The following is a 22,126-nucleotide window of genomic DNA, read 5'->3' as shown; positions in this document are numbered from 1 at the left end:
CAGGTAGAAAATATAGAAGATATTGAAAGCAGAAAAGTTTATATTAATAGATTAAAAGAAATAAAGGACAATATAGATAGAAATACAGAAAATCAAGTTAATATTTTAAAAAGTAAATTAAAAGAAGTTAGTTTTAAGTTTGATTTAGATATATCCGAAATAAATCAGTTAAAAATCAAAGCTAATAATATAGATGATAAAAATCAAAAAAATAAAATGATGAAAAAAATAAATAAGCTGGAAAGAAAATATAATAAAATAAAAAATGATAAAGAGGTAAAAGAAAAGGTTAATAAAATAAAGAAATATGATAAATGGGGTAAAGTTTTTGCTGATATAAAACCTGATAAAACATTTACAGTGGGGTTTAACAGAGAAATTAATGATAAATTTATTAATAAAGATAACATATATATTTTAGATGCAGATGAACTACAAAAAATAGATGCTAAAGTAGAAATTAACAATAAAAAATTAAAAATTTCATCTAAGAATCTTGAAAAAGGTACAAACTATATAGTAATAATTTCAGATAGAATTAAGTCTAAAGGAAACCAAAAATTAAAAAATCCAATTAAAGTTTATGTCTATACTAGTTATGAAGATTAGTATTGATTTTACAGAAAATTATTTATAAATATAAAATTGAATTTTGTAATAAGCCATTAAAATAGAAAACAAAATTTATTGATCTTAAATTTGTTTTACGAATAATTACTAGATATAAACAAGGGTACTATGTGTAAAAGTTCACAAGTATCCTTGTTTTTTTATTAAATTATACAATAAAAGTTGATATATAGGGTGGTGTTTTATAGAGTAGTATATTCTTTTAATACTAAATTATATCTTGACAAACGATTATATCGTATTATAAGACATAAAATGAGGTGATTATGATGGAACTTGAAAATAAGATTAAAATAATTAATGAAGAATGGACAGGTATTTACTACATTATATAGATAAAGAAAACTTAACTCATCAAGCAATTCGATTGCTACAATATATTGATAAAAACAAAGAAATAACCATTGGAGATTTAGCAAGGCATATAAATACATCTTCAAATACAGCTTCGGAGCACATTAAAAGATTAATAAAAAAAGGTTTTGTTACTAAGCAAAGAAGTGAAGTAGATGAAAGAAAGGTTATAGTGAAAATAACTGAAGAAGGTAAATATACCTTACATCGCCATACAAATTTGGATGAAGCCAAACTAAAGAAAGTTCTTGGATCTCTTAGTGATTCAGAATTAGAAATAATACAGAAGGGTTTTTTAATATTAAGTGAGGGAGCAAAAAAATACTTATCTTAGTAAAAGGAATAAAAAGTATTGTCAACTTAAATATTACTTAGGTTGACAATACTTTTTTATATGATTATAATCTATAAGTAAAATATAATAATTTTAAAGGAGAACTACATAATGAGACAATCTAAAACATTGACAATGTCAAGATGTGCTTTGTTTACAGCTTTAGTAGCAATTAGTGCATACATTCAAATACCAGTACCCTTTATGGATTATTTCACATTACAATTTTTCTTTGTACTTTTAGCAGGTATGATTTTAGGAGAAAAACAGGGAGCAATTTCAGTTGGACTTTATGTTCTGATGGGACTTTTAGGAGTGCCTGTTTTTGCAGCAGGTGGTGGAATAGGATATATATTTAAGCCAAGCTTTGGATATTTGCTAGGTTTTATAATGACTGCTTATGCTGTTGGATATACGGTTAAAAAAATAAATGCAAGAACATTTAGAGCATATTTATTATCAGCTTTTATGGGATTTATAATAACTTATGCTATTGGATTAACATATAAATTTTTAATACTGAATTTATACTTAAAAACTCCAACAAGTTTTATGATTATATTTTTATCTTGTTTTCCATTGGACATGCCTGGCGATATATTTTTATGCGTAATCAGTGCATTATTTGCCAATAAAATTAACCCAATTTTAAGGAGAGAAAGAAATGAGTAATATAATTAAATATAAGGAAAAAATTTTAAACGGAGATTTACTAATAAAAGAAGAAGTAGAAGAGCTTTTAGAGGAAGATACTACAGATCTTGCAGTGACAGCTAATGAAATTAGAAAATTTCTATGTGGAAATAAATTTGACCTATGTACGATTATAAATGGGAAGAGTGGAAGGTGCCAAGAAAACTGTAAATATTGTGCCCAATCTGTTCATTTTAATACAGATATAATAGAGTACAACATCTTACATAGTAATAAAATTATAAATAGTGCAATATCAAATTATAATAAGGGAGTACATCGTTTTTCAGTAGTAACATCAGGCCGTACACTAAATAATAATGAAGTAGATACCTTGTGTAAAACCTATTCAAAATTAAAGGAAACATGTTCTATTGGGCTATGTGCATCTCATGGATTATTAAAATATGAAGATTTAAAGTGGTTAAAAGATTCTGGAGTAATGCGTTATCACAATAATTTAGAAACTTCAAGAAAATTTTTTGCAAAGATATGCAGCACACACACATATGATGATAAAATTGAAACTATAAAAAATGCAAAGAAAGCTGGCCTTGAGATATGTAGCGGTGGAATTATTGGTCTTGGAGAAACCATGGAAGATAGAATTGATATGGCATTTACCCTAAGGGAACTTTCAGTTGATAGTGTTCCAGTTAATGTTCTTAATCCTATTAAAGGAACACCACTTGAAAATCAAGAGATTCTATCTTATGAGGAAGTAATAAAAACTCTAGCAATTTTTCGTTTTATTTTACCAACAGTACAAATAAGGTTAGCTGGAGGGCGTGCTCTTTTAGGAGATAAAGGGAAAAAGGCTTTAATGAGTGGAGTAAATGGAGTAATTTCTGGAGATATGCTAACTACTTTGGGAATTGAAACCTCTGAGGACATTAAAATGATAAAGAATTTAGGATTTGAGGTATAAGTATGGCAAAAGGAATATTTATAACTGCAACAGGAACTGATATTGGAAAAACTTATATAACAGCTTTAATTGTTAAGAAATTAAGAGAATTTAATATAAACTGTGGATATTATAAGGCAGCACTGAGCGGAGCAGAGAGAATAGATGGCAAACTTATTGCAGGAGACGCTAATTATGTATACAATATTGCCGATATAAATGGAGATCCTAATGATGCAGTGAGTTATATTTTTGAACAAGCAGTTTCACCTCATTTAGCCGCAAAATTAAATAATGTAGAAATATCTATGGAGAAGATAAAAAAAGATTTTTCATATATTAAAAATAAACATGATTATATAACTGTAGAAGGTAGTGGAGGAATAATTTGTCCTATTTCTATGGGTAAAGAAAAAATAATGCTTGAAAATATTATAAAGATCTTTAAATTACCAGCTATTGTTGTAGCAGATGCAGGTCTTGGCACCATTAACAGCACAATTTTAACTTTACAATATATTAAAGAGAAAAATATATCTGTAAAAATGATTTTATTAAACAATTATAACCATGAAGATATAATTCATATAGAAAATAAGAGATACCTATCAGATAATTTACCGATTCCAGTCTATACATGTAATAAGAATTCTAATAATTTAGAAATTCCAGCAGAAAAATTAATTGAATATTATGAGGAGATATAATTTAACCTTTAACTCTCTTGACAAATAATATTAATATAGTTAGTGTAATATTAATATTGTAATAAATTTAGAATGATATAGGTTTAATGGAGAAATGGAGGGGAAAATCAGTGGATTATACTATAGAATATACCGCCTATTTTGGCTCTGTGCAAAGATTACACAGAATAAAAACAACAAAGATTTGTTCAGAGCCTAGTTTATTAGATTACTCTGACTAAAATTGTTTTGTGTGGTCTTTGCTTCGATATTTACGAATAATAAAGTAGATAGGAGCAAAAGTATGAAATACAAAAACGCACAAAATGTACTGCCAGAACATATTATTGAATTGATTCAAGAATATATGGAAGGTGGATATTTATATATACCAATAAAATATGAGAATAAAAAAGTTTGGGGAGAAAATACTAGTACAAAAAATACTTTAAAAAGAAGAAATATAGAAATTTTTAATAGATATGAAGAAGGAATAGCCATTAAAAAACTTGCACAGCAGTATTATCTTACTGAACATAGTATAAGAAGAATAATTAGACAACAAAAAGATATATAAATAAAAAATCGGTGTTAATTATCTTAATTGATAATTAACACCGATTTTTTATTATTGGTATTTAATTGAAATATGTGAACAAGTTTGATATAGAAGTATTTATGAACTTGAGAAAGGATATGAAATAAGTTTACTATAGTTATGGGAAGATTATAATTATACGAATAAATTAGAAGGAGTAAGAAATGAACAAATTGACAGTTTTAGAAGTAAGATTTGATTTTAATGGTGATAGAAATGTCATTTTCCCTGTAATATTAAGTGATGAAAAGGAAAATATTTTAATTGATTGCGGGTATCCTAATTTTTTACCTTTAATAAAAATTACTGCAAAAGCTAATGGAATTGATATTAGTAAATTAACAAAAATAATTATAACTCATCATGATTTTGATCATATGGGAACTTTAGCCGAGTTTAAAAGAGAGTATCCGGATATTAAGATTCTTGCGTCAATTGATGATGAAAAGTATATTAGTGGAAAAGAAAAATCTTTAAGATTACAACAAGCGGAGTCTATATATGATAAACTTCCTAAGGAAGAGAAAAAGAGCGCAAAGGAGTTTCAGGATTTTATTGGAACAATAGAAAATGTTCCTGTTGATGTATGTTTAAGAGATAAAGATTCTTTTTCCTTTTGTGGAGGTGTAGAAATAATTGCTACTCCAGGGCATATGCCAGGACATATTTCAATTTATATAAAAGATAGCAAAACATTAATTGCTGGAGATGCATTAGTAGTAGAAGATGATAAATTAACTATAGCAAATCCACAGTATACCTTAGATATTATTAGTGCTAAAAATTCTATAAAAAAGTTATTAAATTACGAAATAGATAAAATCGTATGTTACCATGGTGGTGTATATACTAAAGATATTAAAAAATCATTACAAAATATTATTTCAGACTAATTTTATTATTTATATTGAAAAATTAAGCTTAAACATTTATATCAGTGTGTGAGAAGTAATAAAGGAATTTCACATATAAATGTATTTTTATAATTAATTTGTGTAAACAAGAAAGGAGAAAAAATATGATTAAACAACTAGAAAAATTTGAAATTGAAGAAGTTATGGACATTTGGTTAAAAACTAATATTACTGCTCATAGTTTTATAGCAAAGAAATATTGGATTAAAAATTATAATATTGTTAAAGAAGAATACTTTCCTATTTCCCAAACTTTTATTTACAAAGAAGACAATATAATTAAAGGATTTATAAGCATTATAGACAATTCATTTATTGGTGCATTATTTGTTTTAGAGGAGTATCAGGGTCAAGGAATAGGGAAAAAACTACTAAACCATTGTAAATCTTTATATTCAACTTTAGAACTAGCAGTTTATGTTGATAATATACCTTCAGTTAATTTTTATAAACACTGTGGTTTTATTATAAAAGAGGAAAAAGAACATGAAGACTCCGGTTTCATGGAATATATAATGACATGGCAAAAAAACGATTTTTAAGTCATATTGTATTTAAGAAAATTGTATGATATAATTTTTGAAAAGGGGAGCTTGCAATGCAGGTTGAGAGGAAATGTATATTTCGACCCATAACTTGATTCGGATAATGCCGACGTAAGGAAATATTAATTTATACTATTTTTTGTAAGTATAATGGGATATGCCTTATTTGGTGTATCCCATTTTTATGTTGTTTCAAGGAAGTATATCTTCAATGAGCTGTAGGGGAGCACCTAGAGCTTTTATGGAAAAATGCAACTAAATAGCGAGGGAACTTGTGTTTCAAGGTGAGAGGAAGCTTTTGAGCTTCGACCGACTAATATGACTTATGTCATATAGGAAAATGCTATTTGGTTACACTAAAATCATACCTCAATAATAGTGTTTATTTCCTATATGACATATTGGGAAATTTAATATTGTTAAGGAGGTATTTTATTATGGAAAAAAACTCAAAACTATTAAAAAAACTTATGTTAGCAATGATGGTGGCAATGGGAGTTGTAATTTCACCAATTCTTCGTATTGAGGGAATGTGTCCTATGGCCCATTTTATTAACATTCTATGTTCTGTTATTCTTGGACCCTGGTATTCACTGCTTTGTGCTACATTGATTGGTGTAATAAGAATGTTTTTTATGGGGATTCCACCTTTAGCTTTAACTGGAGCGGTTTTCGGGGCATTTTTGTCTGGAGTCTTATATAGAGTATCTAAGGGAAAGCTAATTTGTGCCATTATAGGTGAAATTATAGGAACTGGTGTTATAGGAGCCATACTGTCATATCCTATTATGACATTTATTTGGGGCAGAACAGGTCTTACATGGATGTTTTATGTTCCTTCATTTATTATGGCTACGTTTATTGGAGGAACAATTGCATTTATTTTTCTAGGAGCATTAAGTAGGACAGGTAATCTTGCAAAAATTCAAAGAAGTTTGGGGGCAAAAATTTATGACAAACCAAGAGTTAATAATAAACAAACTATTGCAAATAAGACAGAGTGTTAAATTAAAAAAACCTCTCATTCACTATATTACAAACCCAATTTCAATAAATGATTGCGCAAATATGATTCTTGCTGTTGGTGCAAAGCCCATTATGGCCGAGCATCCTCTGGAAGTTTCCGAAATCACTGCTGTTTCAAAATCTCTTGGAGTTAACCTTAGGAATATAACAGATAATAAAATGAAGTCCATGTTGATTTCAGGTAAAACAGCCTATGAAAAGAAGATTCCACAAATAATCGATCTTGTAGGCGTAGGTTGCAGCAAACTTCGTTTAGATTATGCAAAGAAATTTATTTCAGAGTGTCATCCAAATGTTATTAAAGGTAATATGTCCGAAATAAAAGCAATCTATGGCATAAAAAGTAGTGCAAAAGGAATTGATGTTGGAGTATGTGATATTATAACAGAGCAAAATTTTGATGAAAATATAAAAATGATAAAGAGTTTATCCATGGAAACCGGTTCTGTTGTTGCAGCCACAGGAGTGGTGGATATAATAAGTAATGGTACTTATACATATATAATATCAAATGGTTGTGAAATGCTCTCAATGATAACTGGTACAGGCTGTATGCTTACTGGGCTTATAGCAAGCTATATTTCTTCTGAGAATATACTAGATGGTACTGCTCTTGCTGCAGCTCTTATGGGAATATGTGGTGAACTTTCTCAGAATGTTAAGGGTACTGGGAGTTTCAGAAATGAGCTTATAGATAATATGTTTAGTATTTCCGATGATATTATAATAAAAAAAATAAGAATAAATAGTTATTAATTATGGATACAGGATTTTTTTTGAAATATCAAGTCACTTGGGTATAAAAAAATAAATACTTAGATATTCTTTAATTAAAATAGCATCTAGAGTTAGATAAAGTTCTCTAGCTTTAGATGCTGTTAAAGTTAATATGTAAATTAAAGTTTATAAATGGGATTGTCAGTATGAATTATGACATTCCTATAATCATTCCAATAATATAAGGAATTAACCAAATAACCCAAACTGTTATGCTAAATTTATGAAAGATAACTTTCTTATTTTCATCATTTTTATACAATACCCATGTTGCCCATAGAGCATGTAATAGCATTAACACTATGGCTAATCCTCCTGTAAATCCATGTAGAGAAAGTTGATCAGAAGAAATTGATGTACTACCTACCTTGGCAATTTTCTCCATAGTCAATGTACCAGTAGTATCAAAGACTAGACCTATCCAAAAGGTGATTACATGCCATTTTTTTAATGTATTAGATTTTCTTTCAGACCATACCCCTGCAGTATAGAATGCTAGAGCTAAAGTTATTGTAACAATTGCAAAAACTAATTTCCCATCCATTATTAATTATCTCCTTTAATTTTATTTCTTACTTTTATTAGATTATTTCTTAATTCCATTATTTCTTCATCTGTGAAGTTACTAAATATTTTATCAAAGCTTTTATTAATTTCTTTTCTAAATTCCTTTGCAAATTTTAATCCTTTATCTGAAAATGTAACATAGGTATTCCTTTTATCATTTTCATTTTTAATTTTTTTTACGTAGCCAGCACTTTCTAATCTTGTAACTATGCCAGAAACAGTACCTTTAGCTAAGGACATTTCATCGCATAATTGGGATATATTAACTTGTCCATTATGTGCAATTAATTTTATAACCATAATTTGCTGATGGGTAAATCCACTATCTTTTAAACTATTGCTAACTATTCCCATTGTACTTGCATAAACTTCTTTTATAAGCATTGCTATTTCAAAACAATCATATTTCATATTAAATTTCCTCCGATTTTAATTTCTATATTTTAATATAGTATTTTCAAATTTCAATGAGCTTATTAAGAAAGAGAGTCCTGCCATAAATAGAGCTGAGCCTAATCCAATATAAAAAGTGCCTAAATATACAGGAGGAAATATTCCAAGACTTCTTATGGTTATTCCAAAGAATATCATAAAGGCCATTATAAAATAGCTTTTAATATCGAAAAATGAAAATATACAATGTTTTTCTAAGGTGTTATTTATGATCCTTTTAGTATGCTTTTTAAACATTTTACTAAATATAAATTTGAAAAATATATAGAATACTAAAGTAGCAAATAAGAGGATAAAGATCCAATTTGGATTATTAATTTTTATACCTTCAGCCCCTAAAGTCAATACCTTAAATCCTGCAAATCCCCAAACTAAACCTGCTACTAATAGTAAGGTTCTTTTGTCCACTTTAAGTGTAAGCTTTTTAAAAAAATTATTCATAATCTCATCTCCTATGTTATATAAAAAAATAGTTTGCATGCGAATTAATTAGTTTCTATGCAAACTATTTTATTCTAAACAATAAATATTGTCAATAAGCAATATTTGGAATTTATATTTAATGTTCATATTATATAAATTACAAATGAATCATTTTCTTTAAAAATTTAATAATGGTTATATTTATAGAATGTGGTACAATTAATTATAATTTTAAATTTGAAATAAATTGGGGATAGATTTAAAATCATTACTAATATAATAAAAATAGATTACGGACTAGAAGGAAAAGTAGAGTTCAATTAACAATTATAAAAGATAAATTCTACAATTGGGTTAAAAGGAAAGAGAGGATTTATGATTAAGTATTATTTTATAGTATTAAATTTATTGGGTTTTTTATGCATGTATATAGATAAAGAAAAGGCTAAAGCAAATAAGTGGAGAATAAAGGAGAATACTTTATTGTTAATAGCCTTACTAGGTGGAAGTATAGGATCCTATGTGGGAATGAAAATATTTAGGCATAAGACTAAACATTCTAAATTTAAATATGGAATTCCTTTTATAATATTAATTCAACTATGTATATTTTTATATTTGGGTAAATTATAATGCTTAAGTATAATTGATGTAAGAACTTAATTTTTATAGTGAAAAATTGTATAGACATTAAAATAAAAAGGATCATTTATGTGGTTCTTTTTTCTATTAATTTGTGTATTTCAGTATGGAAACATTGATATTAAGAAGGAACCATAAAGCTTATATAGAATTATGTAATATTGTGGAAGCTGTTATTGATGACATTATAATTATGATACTAAGTAATAAAAATATATTAAGGGGGTTAGATTTTGTCTATATCATATATAAATAAAATAAAGATAATAAAGGGTGATATTACAAAAGAAAATGTAGATGCTATTGTTAATGCAGCAAATAGTAGTTTGCTTGGAGGTGGCGGTGTAGATGGAGCTATTCATAGAGCAGGTGGGAATAAGATACTTGAGGAATGTAGGAGTATTGTAAGTAAAATAGGCTCATTAAAGACAGGAGAAGCAGTAATAACCTCTGGAGGAAATCTTAAGGCTAAATATGTTATTCATACTGTAGGACCTATATGGCATGGAGGAAAGAGTAATGAAGAAACTCTTTTAGCTAATGCCTATAAAAACAGTTTAAAATTATCCTCTGAAAAAAATATTAAAACCATTGCTTTCCCTAATATAAGCACAGGGGTATATAGATATCCTAAAAATCAGGCAGCAAAGGTTTCCTATAATTCAGTAAAAGAGAGTTTAATAAAATATGAAAATATAGAAGAAGTAAGATTTGTATGTTTTGATGAGTACAATTATAAATTATATCAGGACTTATTATTTGCTGATACTAGATAAGAGTTTTTTTATAGAGTTTTACTACTAATTATTTATTAGTAAAACAATGTTAAAAAGTATCATGGATTTAAATCTGAGTTTATAAATAGTAGAAAAAGCGCCTAAAATCAGGCGCTTTTTCTATTTTGTATTAGCTTATTAAATATCTAAATTTAAATAGATTCAATAATACAGCCAGAATGTAATAGATAGAAAAAATACTCATATTTAATCTTTATTTTAATTTTTTTGAAGGATTTTACATATGATTGTAGAATTGTTTTATTATGGATGATGCAAGTAAAATTTTATAAAAAGAAGTTATAGAATGTAATCTTGCGGAATAAGAATTAATAGGTAGTTGCAATAATAAGGAAGCCTGAGGAGAGTAAATAGATTATGAACGCAATAACTTATTATTTTAACGAGAATATTTAAAGGATGAGAGGAGTATATCATGTCAAAAAATAAAGATAAGCGAATTGCTTGGTATATGCTTGCTTTTATGGCATTTTCCACTGTATGGGGTTTTGGTAATGTTATTAATGGTTTCTCAGAATACGAAGGGCTTAAAGCAATTGTTTCTTGGATTATAATTTTTGCTATTTATTTTGTACCATATGCTTTAATGGTGGGTGAATTAGGATCAGCATTTAAAGATTATGGGGGAGGAGTAAGTTCATGGATACATGAAACTATAGGGCCTAAACTTGCATATTATGCTGGATGGACGTATTGGGTGGTTCATATGCCTTATATTTCACAAAAACCATCAGGGCTTATGATTGCCACAAGTTGGGCTATTTTTCAAGACAAAAGAATTAGTTCAATGAACACAAAACTTATGCAATTAATTTGCTTGGTGATCTTTTTAATTGCCATTTATATTGCATCAAAGGGATTAAATCCACTAAAGAAATTAGCAACACTTGCAGGAACATCAATGTTTGTAATGTCTATTTTATTTATTATTTTAATGATGGCAGCACCTGCAATTACAAATGCACATTTAAATCAAATTGATTGGTCTTTTAAAACCTTTATGCCAACTTTTGATACAAAATTTTTTACTAATTTAGCTATTTTGGTATTTGCTGTGGGAGGATGTGAAAAAATATCACCCTATGTTAATAAAATGGAAAATCCAGAAACAGGATTTTCAAAAGGTATGATTGCCTTAGCAATTATGGTAGCTGTATGTGCAATTTTAGGTACAGTTTCCCTTGGCATGATGTTTGATTCAAATAATGTTCCTAAAGATTTAATGACTAATGGTGCATATTATGCATTTCAAAAATTAGGGGAATATTATAAATTAGGTAATACATTCGTAATTATATATGCAATTACAAATATCATTGCTCAATTTGCTGTATTAATTATATCTATTGATGCACCTTTACGTATGTTACTTGATAGTGCAGACGAAAGATTTATTCCTAAAAAAATGTTTGAAAAAAATAAGTATGGTTCATATAAAAATGGAAATAAACTTATTTTAGTAATTGTATCAATATTAATTGTAGTACCAGCCCTAGGAATTGGTAGCGTGGATGAATTAGTTAAATGGCTAGTAAAATTAAATGCTGTATGTATGCCTCTTAGATATTTATGGGTATTTGCTGCATATGTTGCATTGAAAAAAGCAGGACAGAAATTTAATAGAGAATATTATTTTGTAAGGAATGATAAATTAGGTATTATTTTAGGTGCATGGTGCTTTGTCTTTACAGCTTTTGCATGTATTGGTGGTATGTATTCTACTGATATGTTTAAATTAGTGCTTAATATTGTAACACCATTTGTGCTAATAGGTTTAGGTGTAATCATGCCTTATCTTGCAAAAAAGAATAATGCTTAGTAATTTATAGATAAATTTTAAGATAACCAAAAACCGTCTGCTATTTAAAGCAGACGGCATTTATTATATAAGGTTATTTCTTTTTTACAGGGTAACATACTTCTGTCACCCATTTTTCAGGATTCTGTGTCTCATAAGGGCTAACATGATAAATACAGAAAGACAATCCATTAAATTCATAACCATTATCACGAACCCAATTAGCAACAGCTTCGTTCACTTCATTGACTTTTTCATAACTACCTTGATAAGTTGCTGATGCCATTTGAATAGGGGCAACTGTTTTGAATACTACATTTTCAGTATTCTTATAATTTCCTTTAACAGATTTTTGTACTTCCACATCAACGTCCTGTTCTTTATGTTCTCCATCATGAAAGATTGCAAGGGTATAACATGGACTATCGTCTTGCATTTGAAGATCTGCAGTTTCATTCACTAGAATATGCCAAAGCATTCCTTCTTGATCATAAGAAGGGATAACTTTACGTACACTTGCAACAGTTCTTTCTGGTAACTCTTTTAAGGTAACATTATAATTCATAACATTATCATCCTTTCCCAATCTATTTAATGTGCTTTCTAGAAGTAAAAGTCGCTGGTTTAAGATGTCAGCTTCCTCTTTTATCTCCCTTTGTTTTAACTGAAGATAGGTTTTAAGCTTATGGGGCTCGCCATATTGAGATAGAATTTGGCCTATTACAGCAAGGCTAAATCCCATATCTTTTAATGCTGTAATACGATTTGCAACAGGGAGTTGTGCTTCGCTGTAATAACGATATCCTGTGAAATCATCAATACTTTCAGGTATAAGCAAACCTATTTCATTGTAATGCCTAAGCATTCTTATGCTGATTCTTGATAGTTTTGAAAAATCACCTATTTTTAACATTTATATATACCTCACATATATGTGTTTTTTGAGCTCATTTACAGTATAGAGTATACCATAATGTGAGAGTCAACAGATGAATTTGGATTTATCTTACAATAGTTTTTTCTTATGTTTTATAGCCGGTTATTAAGCGATGTTTTTTGTTGTTATATATATGATGGTAGCATATGATACACATATAGCTTTAAAATTTTTTGTAATATTCTTTCAAATTTAAAATATTATAATTGTACTTTTGTTTTCTTATTTTAAGATGTAAAATAGTATTAAGATAATAATAAAAGATATTAAAGGATACTAATTGTTCGGGAACTTGAAATTAAATTTAAAATAATAAAAATAAGAGGGTGAAATTATGTATGATGTTAGTATTATAGGTGCTGGAGTTGTTGGATCAGCCATTGCTAGAGAGTTATCAAAGTATAATTTAAAAGTATGTCTTATAGAAAAAGAGGAGGATGTTGGAACAGGAGCTTCCAAAGCAAATAGTGGTATTGTTCATGGTGGATATGTAGCTAAATATGGAACCCTAAAGGGAGAATTATGTATAAAAGGAAACAGTATGTACAATCAGCTGGAAAAAGAGCTTAACTTTGGATATAGAAATCCAGGTGCATTAGTAATAGGCTTTGATGAAGATGATGAAAATAGAATAAAAAAATTATATGAAAATGGTGTGAAAATAGGGTGTGATGATCTAGAAATAATATACGGGGATAAAATAGAAGAATTGGAACCTCATATAAATAAAGATGTTAAAGTTGCATTATATGCTAAAAGTGTTGGTGTAGCTTCTCCTTATGAAATGACTATAGCCCTTGCTGAAAATGCAATGGAAAATGGAGTAGATTTAAAATTAGAAACAAAAGTATTAACTATAGATAAAGAACATGAAGCTTTTATAATAAATACTAATAAAGGAGAAATAAAAAGTAAGTATATTGTAAATGCTGCAGGATTATATAGTGATAAGATAGCCAATATGCTAGGGATGGATGATTTTAAAATATTGCCAAGAAGAGGGCAGTATGTACTTTCTACCAAAGATCAAGGTTATCTTGTAAATAAGGTTATATTCCAAGTGCCAACAGAAAAAGGAAAAGGAATATTAGTTACTACTACTTATCATGGAAACTTTATGATAGGTCCTGATGCACAGGAGGTAGTAGACAAGGAAGATATAGGAACAGATATAGAAAGTATAGAATATATAATAAAAACAGCTAGAAAATCTATACCAGATTTTGACGTAAGAAAATCTTTAACTACCTTTGCAGGAATAAGAGCAATTAGTAGTACAGGAGATTTCGTAATAGGAGAAACTAAAGTTAAAGGCTTTATAAATGCAGCAGGTATAGATTCACCAGGACTTACATCTTCACCAGCTATAGCAGAAAAAATAGTAGGAATTCTTAAGGAAGCTGGATTGCAATTAATAAAAAATGAAAAATTCAATCCCTACAGAAAGCCCATAATTATTAAAAAAGATAAATCCTTTGATGGAAAGATAGATGATGAAGATCCAACTAAAAACATAATATGTAGGTGTGAAAAAGTAACGGAATCAGAAATAATAGATGCAATGAAAAGAGGAATTCCTGTAAAATCTACAGATGCAATAAAAAGACGTACAAGGGCAGGTATGGGGTTTTGCCAAGGTAATTTCTGTAGACCAAGAGTAAAAGCTATAATAGCAAGAGAAATGGGCATACCGGTAGAAAAAATTACTGTAAGAGGCAAAGATTCAGGAGAACCTCCTAAAAGAGTAAATATTAATGTAATAAGAAAAATTCAAGGTGTTTGATTTCTTTTAAATATTAATAAAATATAAGGAAATGCCTAAGATGTAAATAAGGGCTACTAATAAAAAAGTAGCTCTTATTCATATTTTAGGTATAACTTTATAAAGGCTCATTAAAATATTGAACAATATATAATATGTGTGAATAAAAATATTATTAGTATATAAAAAAGCTGAACTATATTGAAATAAATGTTACTAATTGTTTTTGCTATTATAAAAATAATTTATAACGTAGATACTTTATAATAACAAATATTTATTGGACTAGCTATTATTTAAAGTGATAATCTTAAATAAGTGATGTTAAAATTATCTAAAAAATAATTTATATAGGGAGGCTATTATATGCATAAAGATGATCAAATGACACCTAATGAACGATTAGCTGCATTTATGACAGGAAAACCTATGGATAGAATCCTTGCTATGCCAGTTGTTTGCTCCATGTCTGGGCTAGCATTAGGAATGACTCATAAAGAAAAAAGAAGCAGTGCTTTGAATGAAGCTAAAGCACAGATTGCATGTTATGAAAGGTTTGGTAATGACTTAACTGTCATTGAATATGGATTACATGGTGTGGGTATGGCTTTAGGTACTCAGATGAGTGATCCAGAAGATTCGGTTCCAGCAATTATGAAATATACATTAGATGATTTGAATAATGTTCATGAATTAGATATGTCAAAATTGGAACTTAAAAAGGATAAGGCATTTCAATTACATATAGAAGCTTGTGATATTTTGATTGATAAAGTAGGCAAAGAGGTTCCCACTGGTGTTTTGATATCTGGACCTTTTACTGCCGCTGCAAGCATTTATAAAACAGAAGATTTATTAAGAGCAACTAGAAAAAATCCTGAAAAGTTACATCAATTGGTTAAATTTTGTACCGAGGGATTAAAAATGATTTGCAGAGAGTTTATAAAGACAGGTTCCCTTATTTTGTTATGTGATCCTATTGCATCAGGAACAATTCTTAATCCTAAAAAATATCTAGAATTTGTTTTGCCATATACAATAGACTTAATGGAAGATATTCATGATGCAAAAGGAACGGTTTGTTATCATATTTGTGGAGATACAACCGCAATTGTAGGAGATATGGTGAAATCAGGTTGTGATATGATTAGTGTAGATAATCGAGTAGATTTAGAATATACAAAACAAGTAGTAGGAGATAAAGTTCCTATTCTTGGCAATGTAGATCCAGTAGGTACGTTAATTTTAGGCAGTACTAATGATGTGGATTTAGCAGTAAAAACTTGTATTCAAAAGACATATGATAGCCCTTGTGGATATATTTTAGCATCAGGATGTGATCTTTCAGGGGGAGTTCCTCTGGAAAATATTGATCAATTTATGGCTGCCGCTAGAAAATATGGAAAGTGGCCATTGAATCCAAATAATTTTCTTTAAAATATAAATGTATTAAAAAATGAAAAATGTAAGAATACAATACTGAACTTGAAAAATTATTAAATTCTTTCATTATATCATGTAGAAGAACAAAAAATTATTTAATAAAAGTTTTTTTAAAATCCAATATTTAACATGTTAAAAGCAAGAGTCGCTATATAAGCGGCTCTTATTCGCATTTTAGACATAATTATACAAAAAAATTGACTAATAAGACAAGATTTGATAATATATAACATATGCTAATGAAAATTATTATCAAGAGGTGAAGGCTTTGAACTATATTTGGATGAATCCTGTAGTTGAAAAAATGTACAAAAAAGATTTAGATGGTCTTAAAAATAATATTAGAAAAAAAGGATTTAAAGTAGTTTCAGCAGGTGGACAACTTGAACAGGTTAAAAATAAATTTAGAAATGAAATAATGAATTCTAAAAAGACTGTATTAGATACAAGATGTCCTGTAGCTGTTGATTATGCTAATAAGAATATTGATAAAGATAAATATAATATACCTAAAATTGAGCCCATTTTAATTCATACAGCAAGATATTTATATGAGTTTTATATAAAAGATATGAAAAAAGATAAACTTATTATTACAACACCTTGCAAAGCTTTAAAAAAACTAGGGGAAGATATTTTTAAAAATAAACCAGGTATAGAATTTTATACTTGGTTAGAGGTGTGTGACAAGCTTAATATAGACGTAGCCTCAAAATGCAATTTATCTCCAATTCCCTTAGGATTCTTTAGAGATATTTCAGAAAATGTTTTAGAAATAAGTGGTGAAAATAAATTTAATGAATCCTTTTTAAAAGAGGAGTATGATGTTATTGAGATGTTATATTGCTTAGGAGGATGTAATAATGGAGATGGTGTCTAAGTTAAAAAAACATTTAGTTATAACAATAATCCTTATTATCTGGAGTATTGGTAGTATACTGAAGTGGTGGAACCCGTATATTCTACCAACTCCGAAAGAAGTTATAGTATCATTAGGAGAATTAATAAAATCAGGAGCTTTAATTAAGCATATAGCTATAAGTACTTTAAGAGTTTTTGAGGGATTTTTTATAACCATATGTTTAGCAATTCCTTTAGGCATACTATTTGGTGTTAATAAGAGTATCTATGATTATTTTAAAAATCTACTTGGATTTTTAAGACATACACCACCACTAGCTTTAGTGCCACTTTTAATACTTTGGTTTGGCATAGGAGAAAAATCTAAAATAATAATTATAGTATTAGCTTCATTTTTTCCTGTTTTATTAAATACCATTAGTGGCGTTGAAAGCTGTAGTAAAAAATTAATAGAAGTTGGACAGACTTTTAATCTTAGTAAGATAAATATATTTAAAAAAATTATAATACCTTGGGCTTTACCTAATATTTTAGTTGGTATGAGATTAGGCATAGGGTATAGTTGGAGAGCCATAATTGGTGCTGAAATGGTGGCAGCTTCTTCAGGGCTAGGATATTTAATTTTAGATGGCCAGCAGTTATCCCGTTCCGCAGTAGTTATAGTAGGAATATTATCAATAGGTATTCTAGGAACAGTATGTGATTGGGTATTTGGCCTTTTAACCAATAAATTTAACTATGCACAAGAGGTGAATAATAATGAAGGGGTATAAATTAACTAATGTAATCAAAGAATTTTGTATTAATGGCAAGCCAGTTAAAATTTTAGATAATTTAACTCTTTTATTAGAGGATAACAAGATTACTGTTATATTAGGAAGAAGTGGCTGTGGAAAGACTACATTACTTAGACTTTTAGGATATCTGGATGATGCCACTAGCGGTAAGGTAGAATTTTATCATAATAATATTTTAGTAAAACCTAAAATAGGTATGGTTTTTCAGGAAAGCAGACTTTTCCCTTGGCTCAATGTTAGAGAAAATTTAACATTCTTTTTAAATAAGAGAGAGATTGATATTGAAAATAAATATTTAAACCTTATGAAGTTAGAGAAATTTGGAGAAGCATATCCTTCACAATTATCAGGAGGAATGGCCCATAGAGTGGCTATAGGCAGGGCTTTAGCCTATGAGCCTAATATGCTTTTGATGGATGAACCCTTTGCTGCTTTAGACTTTTTTACTAGATCTTATATGCAAGAGGAAATTTTAAGGCTTTACAAGGAAACTAACAAGGGCATAGTTTTTGTAACCCATAATGTGGATGAAGCATTATTGATAGGTCATAAAATAGTTATTTTAGATAAAGGAAAGGTTTTAGAAGAATATAATGTAGACCTAGAATTTCCACGGGATATATCTTCAGAAAAACTATTAAATATAAAAAAAGATATACTTTCAAAATTATAAAGTTAATTAAAAACATACATATATAAAGAAGTTCATTTTTATAAGGAAAGGTACTATATATAGAATATTTAATTGTAACTACTAAATATGTATATTTTACATTATTTAAGAAGTGGACTTTACACAATAGAATATTAAAAGGAGAGTGTAATATGAAAAAGAAAAAGATTTTATCATTATGTATGACTTTACTAATAACAATTTCTGTGTTTATAGGTTGTAGTAGTTCTAATAAAAAGGAGGAAGGAAAAAAGGATAATCCTAAAGAAATTAATCTTACATATGTTAAAGCTCCTTTAAATGTACCATCTATATTAGAAAAGGAGCAAAAATCCTTTGACAAGAGTTTTGAAAAAGAAAATATAAAAATAAACTGGCATGAAATAACAGCTGGACCTGAGCAGACTCAAGCATTAGCTTCAGGGGACTTACAAATTCTTCATGCTCTTGGTGGCACATCAGCTATATTAGCAGGAGCAAATGGAGTGGATTTAAAAATAATAGGTGTATATAGTAGAGCACCAAAGGCCTTTATGATAATTAGCAATAACCCAAATATAAAAACAGCAAAGGACTTAAAGGGTAAAAAAGTTGCAGGACCTAAAGGAACAGTGCTGCATCAATTATTAGTAGGAGCTTTAGAAAAAGAAGGCTTAACAAGCAAGGATGTTGACTTTATAAATATGGGGTTACCAGAAGGTTTTGCTGCATTAAATAATAAAAATGTAGATGCTGCATTATTAGCAGGCCCAGTTGCTTTAAAGGCTATAAAAAATGGTGGTAAAGTAGTAGTAAATGGAGAAGGAATAGTTGATGGGACAATAGTAACTGCAGTTAGTGGAGATTTTTTAAACAAGCATAAAGATTTAGTAGATAAATTTGAAGCTACTCATAAGGAAACTTTAAAATATATGAAAGAACATGAGGAAGAAGCATTAAAAGTAGTATCAAAGGAAGTTGGACTAACTATTGAAGAAACAAAAGAAATGTATAAATGGTATGATTTCGATATGACAATAAAAGATAAAGACATTAAAGAGCTTGAAAAAACTCAAGACTTTATGATAAAAAATGGACTTCAAGATAAGAAGATAGACATACAAAAACTTATAAATAAATAGAATGATTAAAGTCATCAATTTTTCTTAATGTATAAACTCTATAATAAGAATTTATAAAATAATCAGGAATTGTGGTTTTAAAAAACTATTAATAAAAAATGGCATAGTTATATAAATAGAGTTCTTGGTTTAAGATAGAGTGTAAATTCAACTAAAACCAAGAACTTTGTTTATATAAAAAATTGTAAATGCGTTTATAAAAATATATTAATGATGATATAATAACAGATAGAATTATTTAAAGATTTAAATTTATGTTTGAGTAAATATAAATTTTAACCTGTATTAAAAATTAAATAAAAATTGTTTTAAATGAGGTTTTTAAGTATGGATTATAAACGTAATCGTAATAGGTTAGTATATGGATTTACTACATTAATTGTAATGTTTTTGGGATTATGTTCAAGAAAGCTAAAATATTTTATACCGGATTTTTTAAATGTATATTTAGGTGATGCCCTTTGGGCACTAATGATTTTTATGTTATTTGCATTTATTTTTAAAGGTACAAAAACAAAAATAGTTGCATTAATAGCTCTAATATCTTGTTATCTCATTGAAATAAGCCAATTATACCATTCTAACTGGATAGATAATATAAGAAAAACAACTTTAGGTGGATTAGTATTAGGATACGTATTTTCATGGAAGGATTTATTAGCTTATGCTATAGGTATTGGAATAGGCATCATAGTGGAAGGAGTATTTTATTATTATGATACTTATAGAGTTAAACAATTAAAATAGGTAATAATGAATATATAGAAGTTATAGATGCATTTAGCCTTGAAATTATAAAATTAAATATAAAATAGAGAAAAGAGTCTGTATCAAAATTAAATATATTTTTATACAGACTCCTTTACTTTTGTGGTAATTCATTGTTCCAAAATTAGAAAACTCATTTCTAGGAGCAAGCTACTGGCACGTAAATTATTATTTGTTTTTATGCTTAGTATTTTTCTGAGTGTTACTACTAGCAGAATTTAAAGCATCTATGCTATTGCTATTGCCTGAATTTTCTATAGCCTTATTAACCTTAACATTTTTATTTTTTTTGTTTCTATTCATAAATTTAAGCCCCTTTCAATAATAAGACTTGCTAATTATTATTAAGTATATTTATAGGATTTACATATTACTTATCAATATGTATGGAGTTTTTTGTTAGATAAGAATATATATTATTAACTTATAATAAAAAATAATATTAGAGAACTAATAAATAAAAGAGGAATAGAACATGTTACTATTGAAATTGATTTTGAAGATGAGAAGGGTGAAGATAAATTTGTAGAATTTTAATCTTTTATGTATAAAGTGGTAAGAATGTGAAAAATTAAAATATTTTAAGGTGTTGTGTAATATTTAACAACATGCTTTTAGAGTTTAAAAATATACTGTGATATAATTAAATTAGGACATAAATATAAAAGAGCATTAACGTAAAGGAAGTGATTATAGACATTAGTATTATACATAACAATAAATAACTAAAATTAAAACTTATTATATTAATAAGATTAATTTACGAAAGAAGGCAATTAGAATTGACAAACAGGATTGAGACATTATATGGTATATTTTCATATTTAAGAGATGATAGCTTTAATAAAGGAAGAGCTAGTGAAAAAATCAAAGAATTTTTATGTAATAGTGGATATGATGTACATATTTCAAATGAATGTAATCGCAACATAGAAACATTATGTAATGAGCCAGAATTTATAATCATCACACGTTATAATAGCTTATTTAGATATGATGCTGATAGCAACACTTCAGGACTAATATCAACTATAATACTATCAGAAAAACTAAGTGATTATAGAAAAAAGACAAAGTTTATTTTCTTTGATAATGAGAAGAGTGTATTAGAAACATTAAAAAATTATAAAAATGTAAAAGTAATTAATATTGAGTGTGTTGGTAGGGGAAGCAATATACTAATATCAAGTAGTAATGAAAAGCATAACACATTTAAAAATGATTTTATAGATTATTTAAAGGAAAAAAATATAAAATATTTAGTAGGGCAATTCTTAGATAGTGTTTATGATAGTTTTTATGAGGAACAGTTTAATATGTTTACAATAAGAAGAGCTAATTGTATAAAGAAAGAAAATAAAAATGAATTAGTTTTACCCTGGATAAATTCTAATAAAGATACTGTAGATAGAATAGATTATAAAAAAATAAAGGAAGTCATAGTATTAATAGAACACTATATAAATAATAAAATGTGGTAGAGTCTAATTATGAAAATACTCTTTAGATTAATATAAAATATAATTAATTTAAAGAGTATTTTTATGTATATAAATTAGAACTAATAGAAATAAAAGACATATGGATAAACACCAAAATTATTTTTTGAAGAATTTAAAA

26 protein-coding genes and 1 riboswitch are annotated in these 22,126 nt (G+C 27.7%); of the genes, 21 read left to right on the top strand and 5 right to left on the bottom strand.

Annotated elements, in window-relative coordinates:
- The first annotated feature begins 216 nt into the window (after window positions 1–216).
- The 10 genes from ACYUDJ_RS11125 to thiM all read left to right on the top strand — a co-directional run bounded on the left by ACYUDJ_RS11125 (window position 217) and on the right by thiM (window position 7,443).
- The gene (locus ACYUDJ_RS11125) at window positions 217–609 is read left to right on the top strand and encodes an Ig-like domain-containing protein (RefSeq protein ID WP_265575291.1); all 393 of its coding nucleotides are present in this window, start codon (window positions 217–219) and stop codon (window positions 607–609) included.
- Between the two features lie 328 nt (window positions 610–937).
- A complete protein-coding gene (locus ACYUDJ_RS11120; RefSeq protein WP_003485058.1) occupies window positions 938–1,318 on the top strand; it encodes a MarR family winged helix-turn-helix transcriptional regulator in 381 nt (126 codons plus the stop codon).
- Between the two features lie 111 nt (window positions 1,319–1,429).
- Entirely contained in the window at window positions 1,430–1,990 is a 561-nt protein-coding gene (locus ACYUDJ_RS11115) for a biotin transporter BioY (RefSeq protein ID WP_003485059.1), read from the top strand.
- Window positions 1,983–2,939: a biotin synthase BioB gene (bioB, locus tag ACYUDJ_RS11110; protein WP_003485060.1), complete on the top strand. Its 957-nt coding sequence runs from the start codon at window positions 1,983–1,985 to the stop codon at window positions 2,937–2,939. Before ACYUDJ_RS11115 ends, bioB begins: the two co-directional genes overlap by 8 nt.
- Window positions 2,940–2,941: 2 nt before the next feature.
- Window positions 2,942–3,625 (top strand): dethiobiotin synthase, encoded by a 684-nt coding sequence (gene bioD / locus ACYUDJ_RS11105; RefSeq protein ID WP_043032123.1) that lies wholly within the window; start codon window positions 2,942–2,944, stop codon window positions 3,623–3,625.
- A gap of 283 nt (window positions 3,626–3,908) precedes the next feature.
- Window positions 3,909–4,181 carry a CD3324 family protein gene (locus tag ACYUDJ_RS11100; protein WP_043032122.1) on the top strand — a complete coding sequence of 91 codons (273 nt, stop codon included), beginning with the start codon at window positions 3,909–3,911 and terminating at the stop codon, window positions 4,179–4,181.
- Window positions 4,182–4,366: 185 nt separating this feature from the next.
- Window positions 4,367–5,095 carry an MBL fold metallo-hydrolase gene (locus ACYUDJ_RS11095; RefSeq protein WP_003485074.1) on the top strand — a complete coding sequence of 243 codons (729 nt, stop codon included), beginning with the start codon at window positions 4,367–4,369 and terminating at the stop codon, window positions 5,093–5,095.
- A 125-nt stretch (window positions 5,096–5,220) separates the two neighbouring features.
- A complete protein-coding gene (locus ACYUDJ_RS11090; RefSeq protein WP_003485076.1) occupies window positions 5,221–5,658 on the top strand; it encodes an N-acetyltransferase in 438 nt (145 codons plus the stop codon).
- 33 nt (window positions 5,659–5,691) lie between these two features.
- Window positions 5,692–5,798: riboswitch (TPP riboswitch) on the top strand.
- A 300-nt stretch (window positions 5,799–6,098) separates the two neighbouring features.
- Entirely contained in the window at window positions 6,099–6,668 is a 570-nt protein-coding gene (thiW, locus tag ACYUDJ_RS11085; RefSeq protein WP_043032121.1) for an energy coupling factor transporter S component ThiW, read from the top strand.
- Window positions 6,646–7,443: a hydroxyethylthiazole kinase gene (gene thiM, locus ACYUDJ_RS11080; RefSeq protein WP_043032431.1), complete on the top strand. Its 798-nt coding sequence runs from the start codon at window positions 6,646–6,648 to the stop codon at window positions 7,441–7,443. Before thiW ends, thiM begins: the two co-directional genes overlap by 23 nt.
- Before the next feature lie 172 nt (window positions 7,444–7,615).
- Here the strand turns inward: thiM and ACYUDJ_RS11075 are convergent, their stop codons facing one another.
- Genes ACYUDJ_RS11075 through ACYUDJ_RS11065 form a run of 3 tightly spaced genes read right to left on the bottom strand, consistent with a single transcriptional unit; the run spans window position 7,616 to window position 8,925 of the window.
- Window positions 7,616–8,008, bottom strand: coding sequence for an HsmA family protein (locus ACYUDJ_RS11075; RefSeq protein ID WP_003485079.1), 393 nt, complete (start codon window positions 8,006–8,008; stop codon window positions 7,616–7,618).
- 2 nt (window positions 8,009–8,010) lie between these two features.
- A complete protein-coding gene (locus ACYUDJ_RS11070; protein WP_043032120.1) occupies window positions 8,011–8,442 on the bottom strand; it encodes a MarR family winged helix-turn-helix transcriptional regulator in 432 nt (143 codons plus the stop codon).
- Between the two features lie 18 nt (window positions 8,443–8,460).
- Window positions 8,461–8,925, bottom strand: a complete 465-nt coding sequence (locus ACYUDJ_RS11065) for a hypothetical protein (protein ID WP_042384747.1) — start codon at window positions 8,923–8,925, stop codon at window positions 8,461–8,463.
- Window positions 8,926–9,282: 357 nt separating this feature from the next.
- Here ACYUDJ_RS11065 and ACYUDJ_RS11060 point away from each other — a divergent pair, with 357 nt between their 5' ends.
- From ACYUDJ_RS11060 to ACYUDJ_RS11050, 3 genes are all read left to right on the top strand, one after another.
- Window positions 9,283–9,540 carry a DUF1294 domain-containing protein gene (locus ACYUDJ_RS11060; protein WP_042384749.1) on the top strand — a complete coding sequence of 86 codons (258 nt, stop codon included), beginning with the start codon at window positions 9,283–9,285 and terminating at the stop codon, window positions 9,538–9,540.
- 242 nt (window positions 9,541–9,782) lie between these two features.
- A complete protein-coding gene (locus ACYUDJ_RS11055; protein ID WP_043032119.1) occupies window positions 9,783–10,325 on the top strand; it encodes an ADP-ribose-binding protein in 543 nt (180 codons plus the stop codon).
- A gap of 436 nt (window positions 10,326–10,761) precedes the next feature.
- Window positions 10,762–12,165, top strand: coding sequence for an amino acid permease (locus ACYUDJ_RS11050; RefSeq protein ID WP_043032118.1), 1,404 nt, complete (start codon window positions 10,762–10,764; stop codon window positions 12,163–12,165).
- A 73-nt stretch (window positions 12,166–12,238) separates the two neighbouring features.
- Here the strand turns inward: ACYUDJ_RS11050 and ACYUDJ_RS11045 are convergent, their stop codons facing one another.
- Window positions 12,239–13,057 (bottom strand): MerR family transcriptional regulator, encoded by an 819-nt coding sequence (locus ACYUDJ_RS11045; RefSeq protein WP_003485086.1) that lies wholly within the window; start codon window positions 13,055–13,057, stop codon window positions 12,239–12,241.
- A 358-nt stretch (window positions 13,058–13,415) separates the two neighbouring features.
- On the opposite strand from ACYUDJ_RS11045, the gene ACYUDJ_RS11040 reads away from it, so the two are divergent.
- The 7 genes from ACYUDJ_RS11040 (at window position 13,416) to ACYUDJ_RS11010 (ending at window position 20,485) form a co-directional block, all read left to right on the top strand.
- Window positions 13,416–14,864 carry an NAD(P)/FAD-dependent oxidoreductase gene (locus ACYUDJ_RS11040; protein ID WP_043032117.1) on the top strand — a complete coding sequence of 483 codons (1,449 nt, stop codon included), beginning with the start codon at window positions 13,416–13,418 and terminating at the stop codon, window positions 14,862–14,864.
- Between the two features lie 345 nt (window positions 14,865–15,209).
- Window positions 15,210–16,280 (top strand): uroporphyrinogen decarboxylase family protein, encoded by a 1,071-nt coding sequence (locus ACYUDJ_RS11035; RefSeq protein WP_003485091.1) that lies wholly within the window; start codon window positions 15,210–15,212, stop codon window positions 16,278–16,280.
- Between the two features lie 274 nt (window positions 16,281–16,554).
- Entirely contained in the window at window positions 16,555–17,166 is a 612-nt protein-coding gene (locus ACYUDJ_RS11030) for a hypothetical protein (RefSeq protein ID WP_141650351.1), read from the top strand.
- Complete coding sequence (locus ACYUDJ_RS11025; protein ID WP_003485095.1) at window positions 17,156–17,920, top strand: ABC transporter permease; 765 nt, start codon at window positions 17,156–17,158, stop codon at window positions 17,918–17,920. Before ACYUDJ_RS11030 ends, ACYUDJ_RS11025 begins: the two co-directional genes overlap by 11 nt.
- A complete protein-coding gene (locus ACYUDJ_RS11020) occupies window positions 17,907–18,617 on the top strand; it encodes an ABC transporter ATP-binding protein (protein WP_003485097.1) in 711 nt (236 codons plus the stop codon). Before ACYUDJ_RS11025 ends, ACYUDJ_RS11020 begins: the two co-directional genes overlap by 14 nt.
- Before the next feature lie 152 nt (window positions 18,618–18,769).
- A complete protein-coding gene (locus ACYUDJ_RS11015; RefSeq protein WP_043032116.1) occupies window positions 18,770–19,738 on the top strand; it encodes an ABC transporter substrate-binding protein in 969 nt (322 codons plus the stop codon).
- Between the two features lie 327 nt (window positions 19,739–20,065).
- Window positions 20,066–20,485: a ribosomal maturation YjgA family protein gene (locus ACYUDJ_RS11010; protein WP_003485099.1), complete on the top strand. Its 420-nt coding sequence runs from the start codon at window positions 20,066–20,068 to the stop codon at window positions 20,483–20,485.
- A 189-nt stretch (window positions 20,486–20,674) separates the two neighbouring features.
- Here the strand turns inward: ACYUDJ_RS11010 and ACYUDJ_RS11005 are convergent, their stop codons facing one another.
- A complete protein-coding gene (locus tag ACYUDJ_RS11005; RefSeq protein ID WP_003485100.1) occupies window positions 20,675–20,809 on the bottom strand; it encodes a hypothetical protein in 135 nt (44 codons plus the stop codon).
- Between the two features lie 479 nt (window positions 20,810–21,288).
- Here ACYUDJ_RS11005 and ACYUDJ_RS11000 point away from each other — a divergent pair, with 479 nt between their 5' ends.
- Window positions 21,289–21,987, top strand: a complete 699-nt coding sequence (locus ACYUDJ_RS11000; protein WP_043032115.1) for a hypothetical protein — start codon at window positions 21,289–21,291, stop codon at window positions 21,985–21,987.
- Window positions 21,988–22,126 lie beyond the last annotated feature (139 nt).

Source organism: Clostridium sp. CTA-6 (assembly GCF_054768115.1).
The sequence above is the reverse complement of the archived record's forward strand: the minus strand, read 5'-3'. Positions and strand labels throughout refer to the sequence as shown.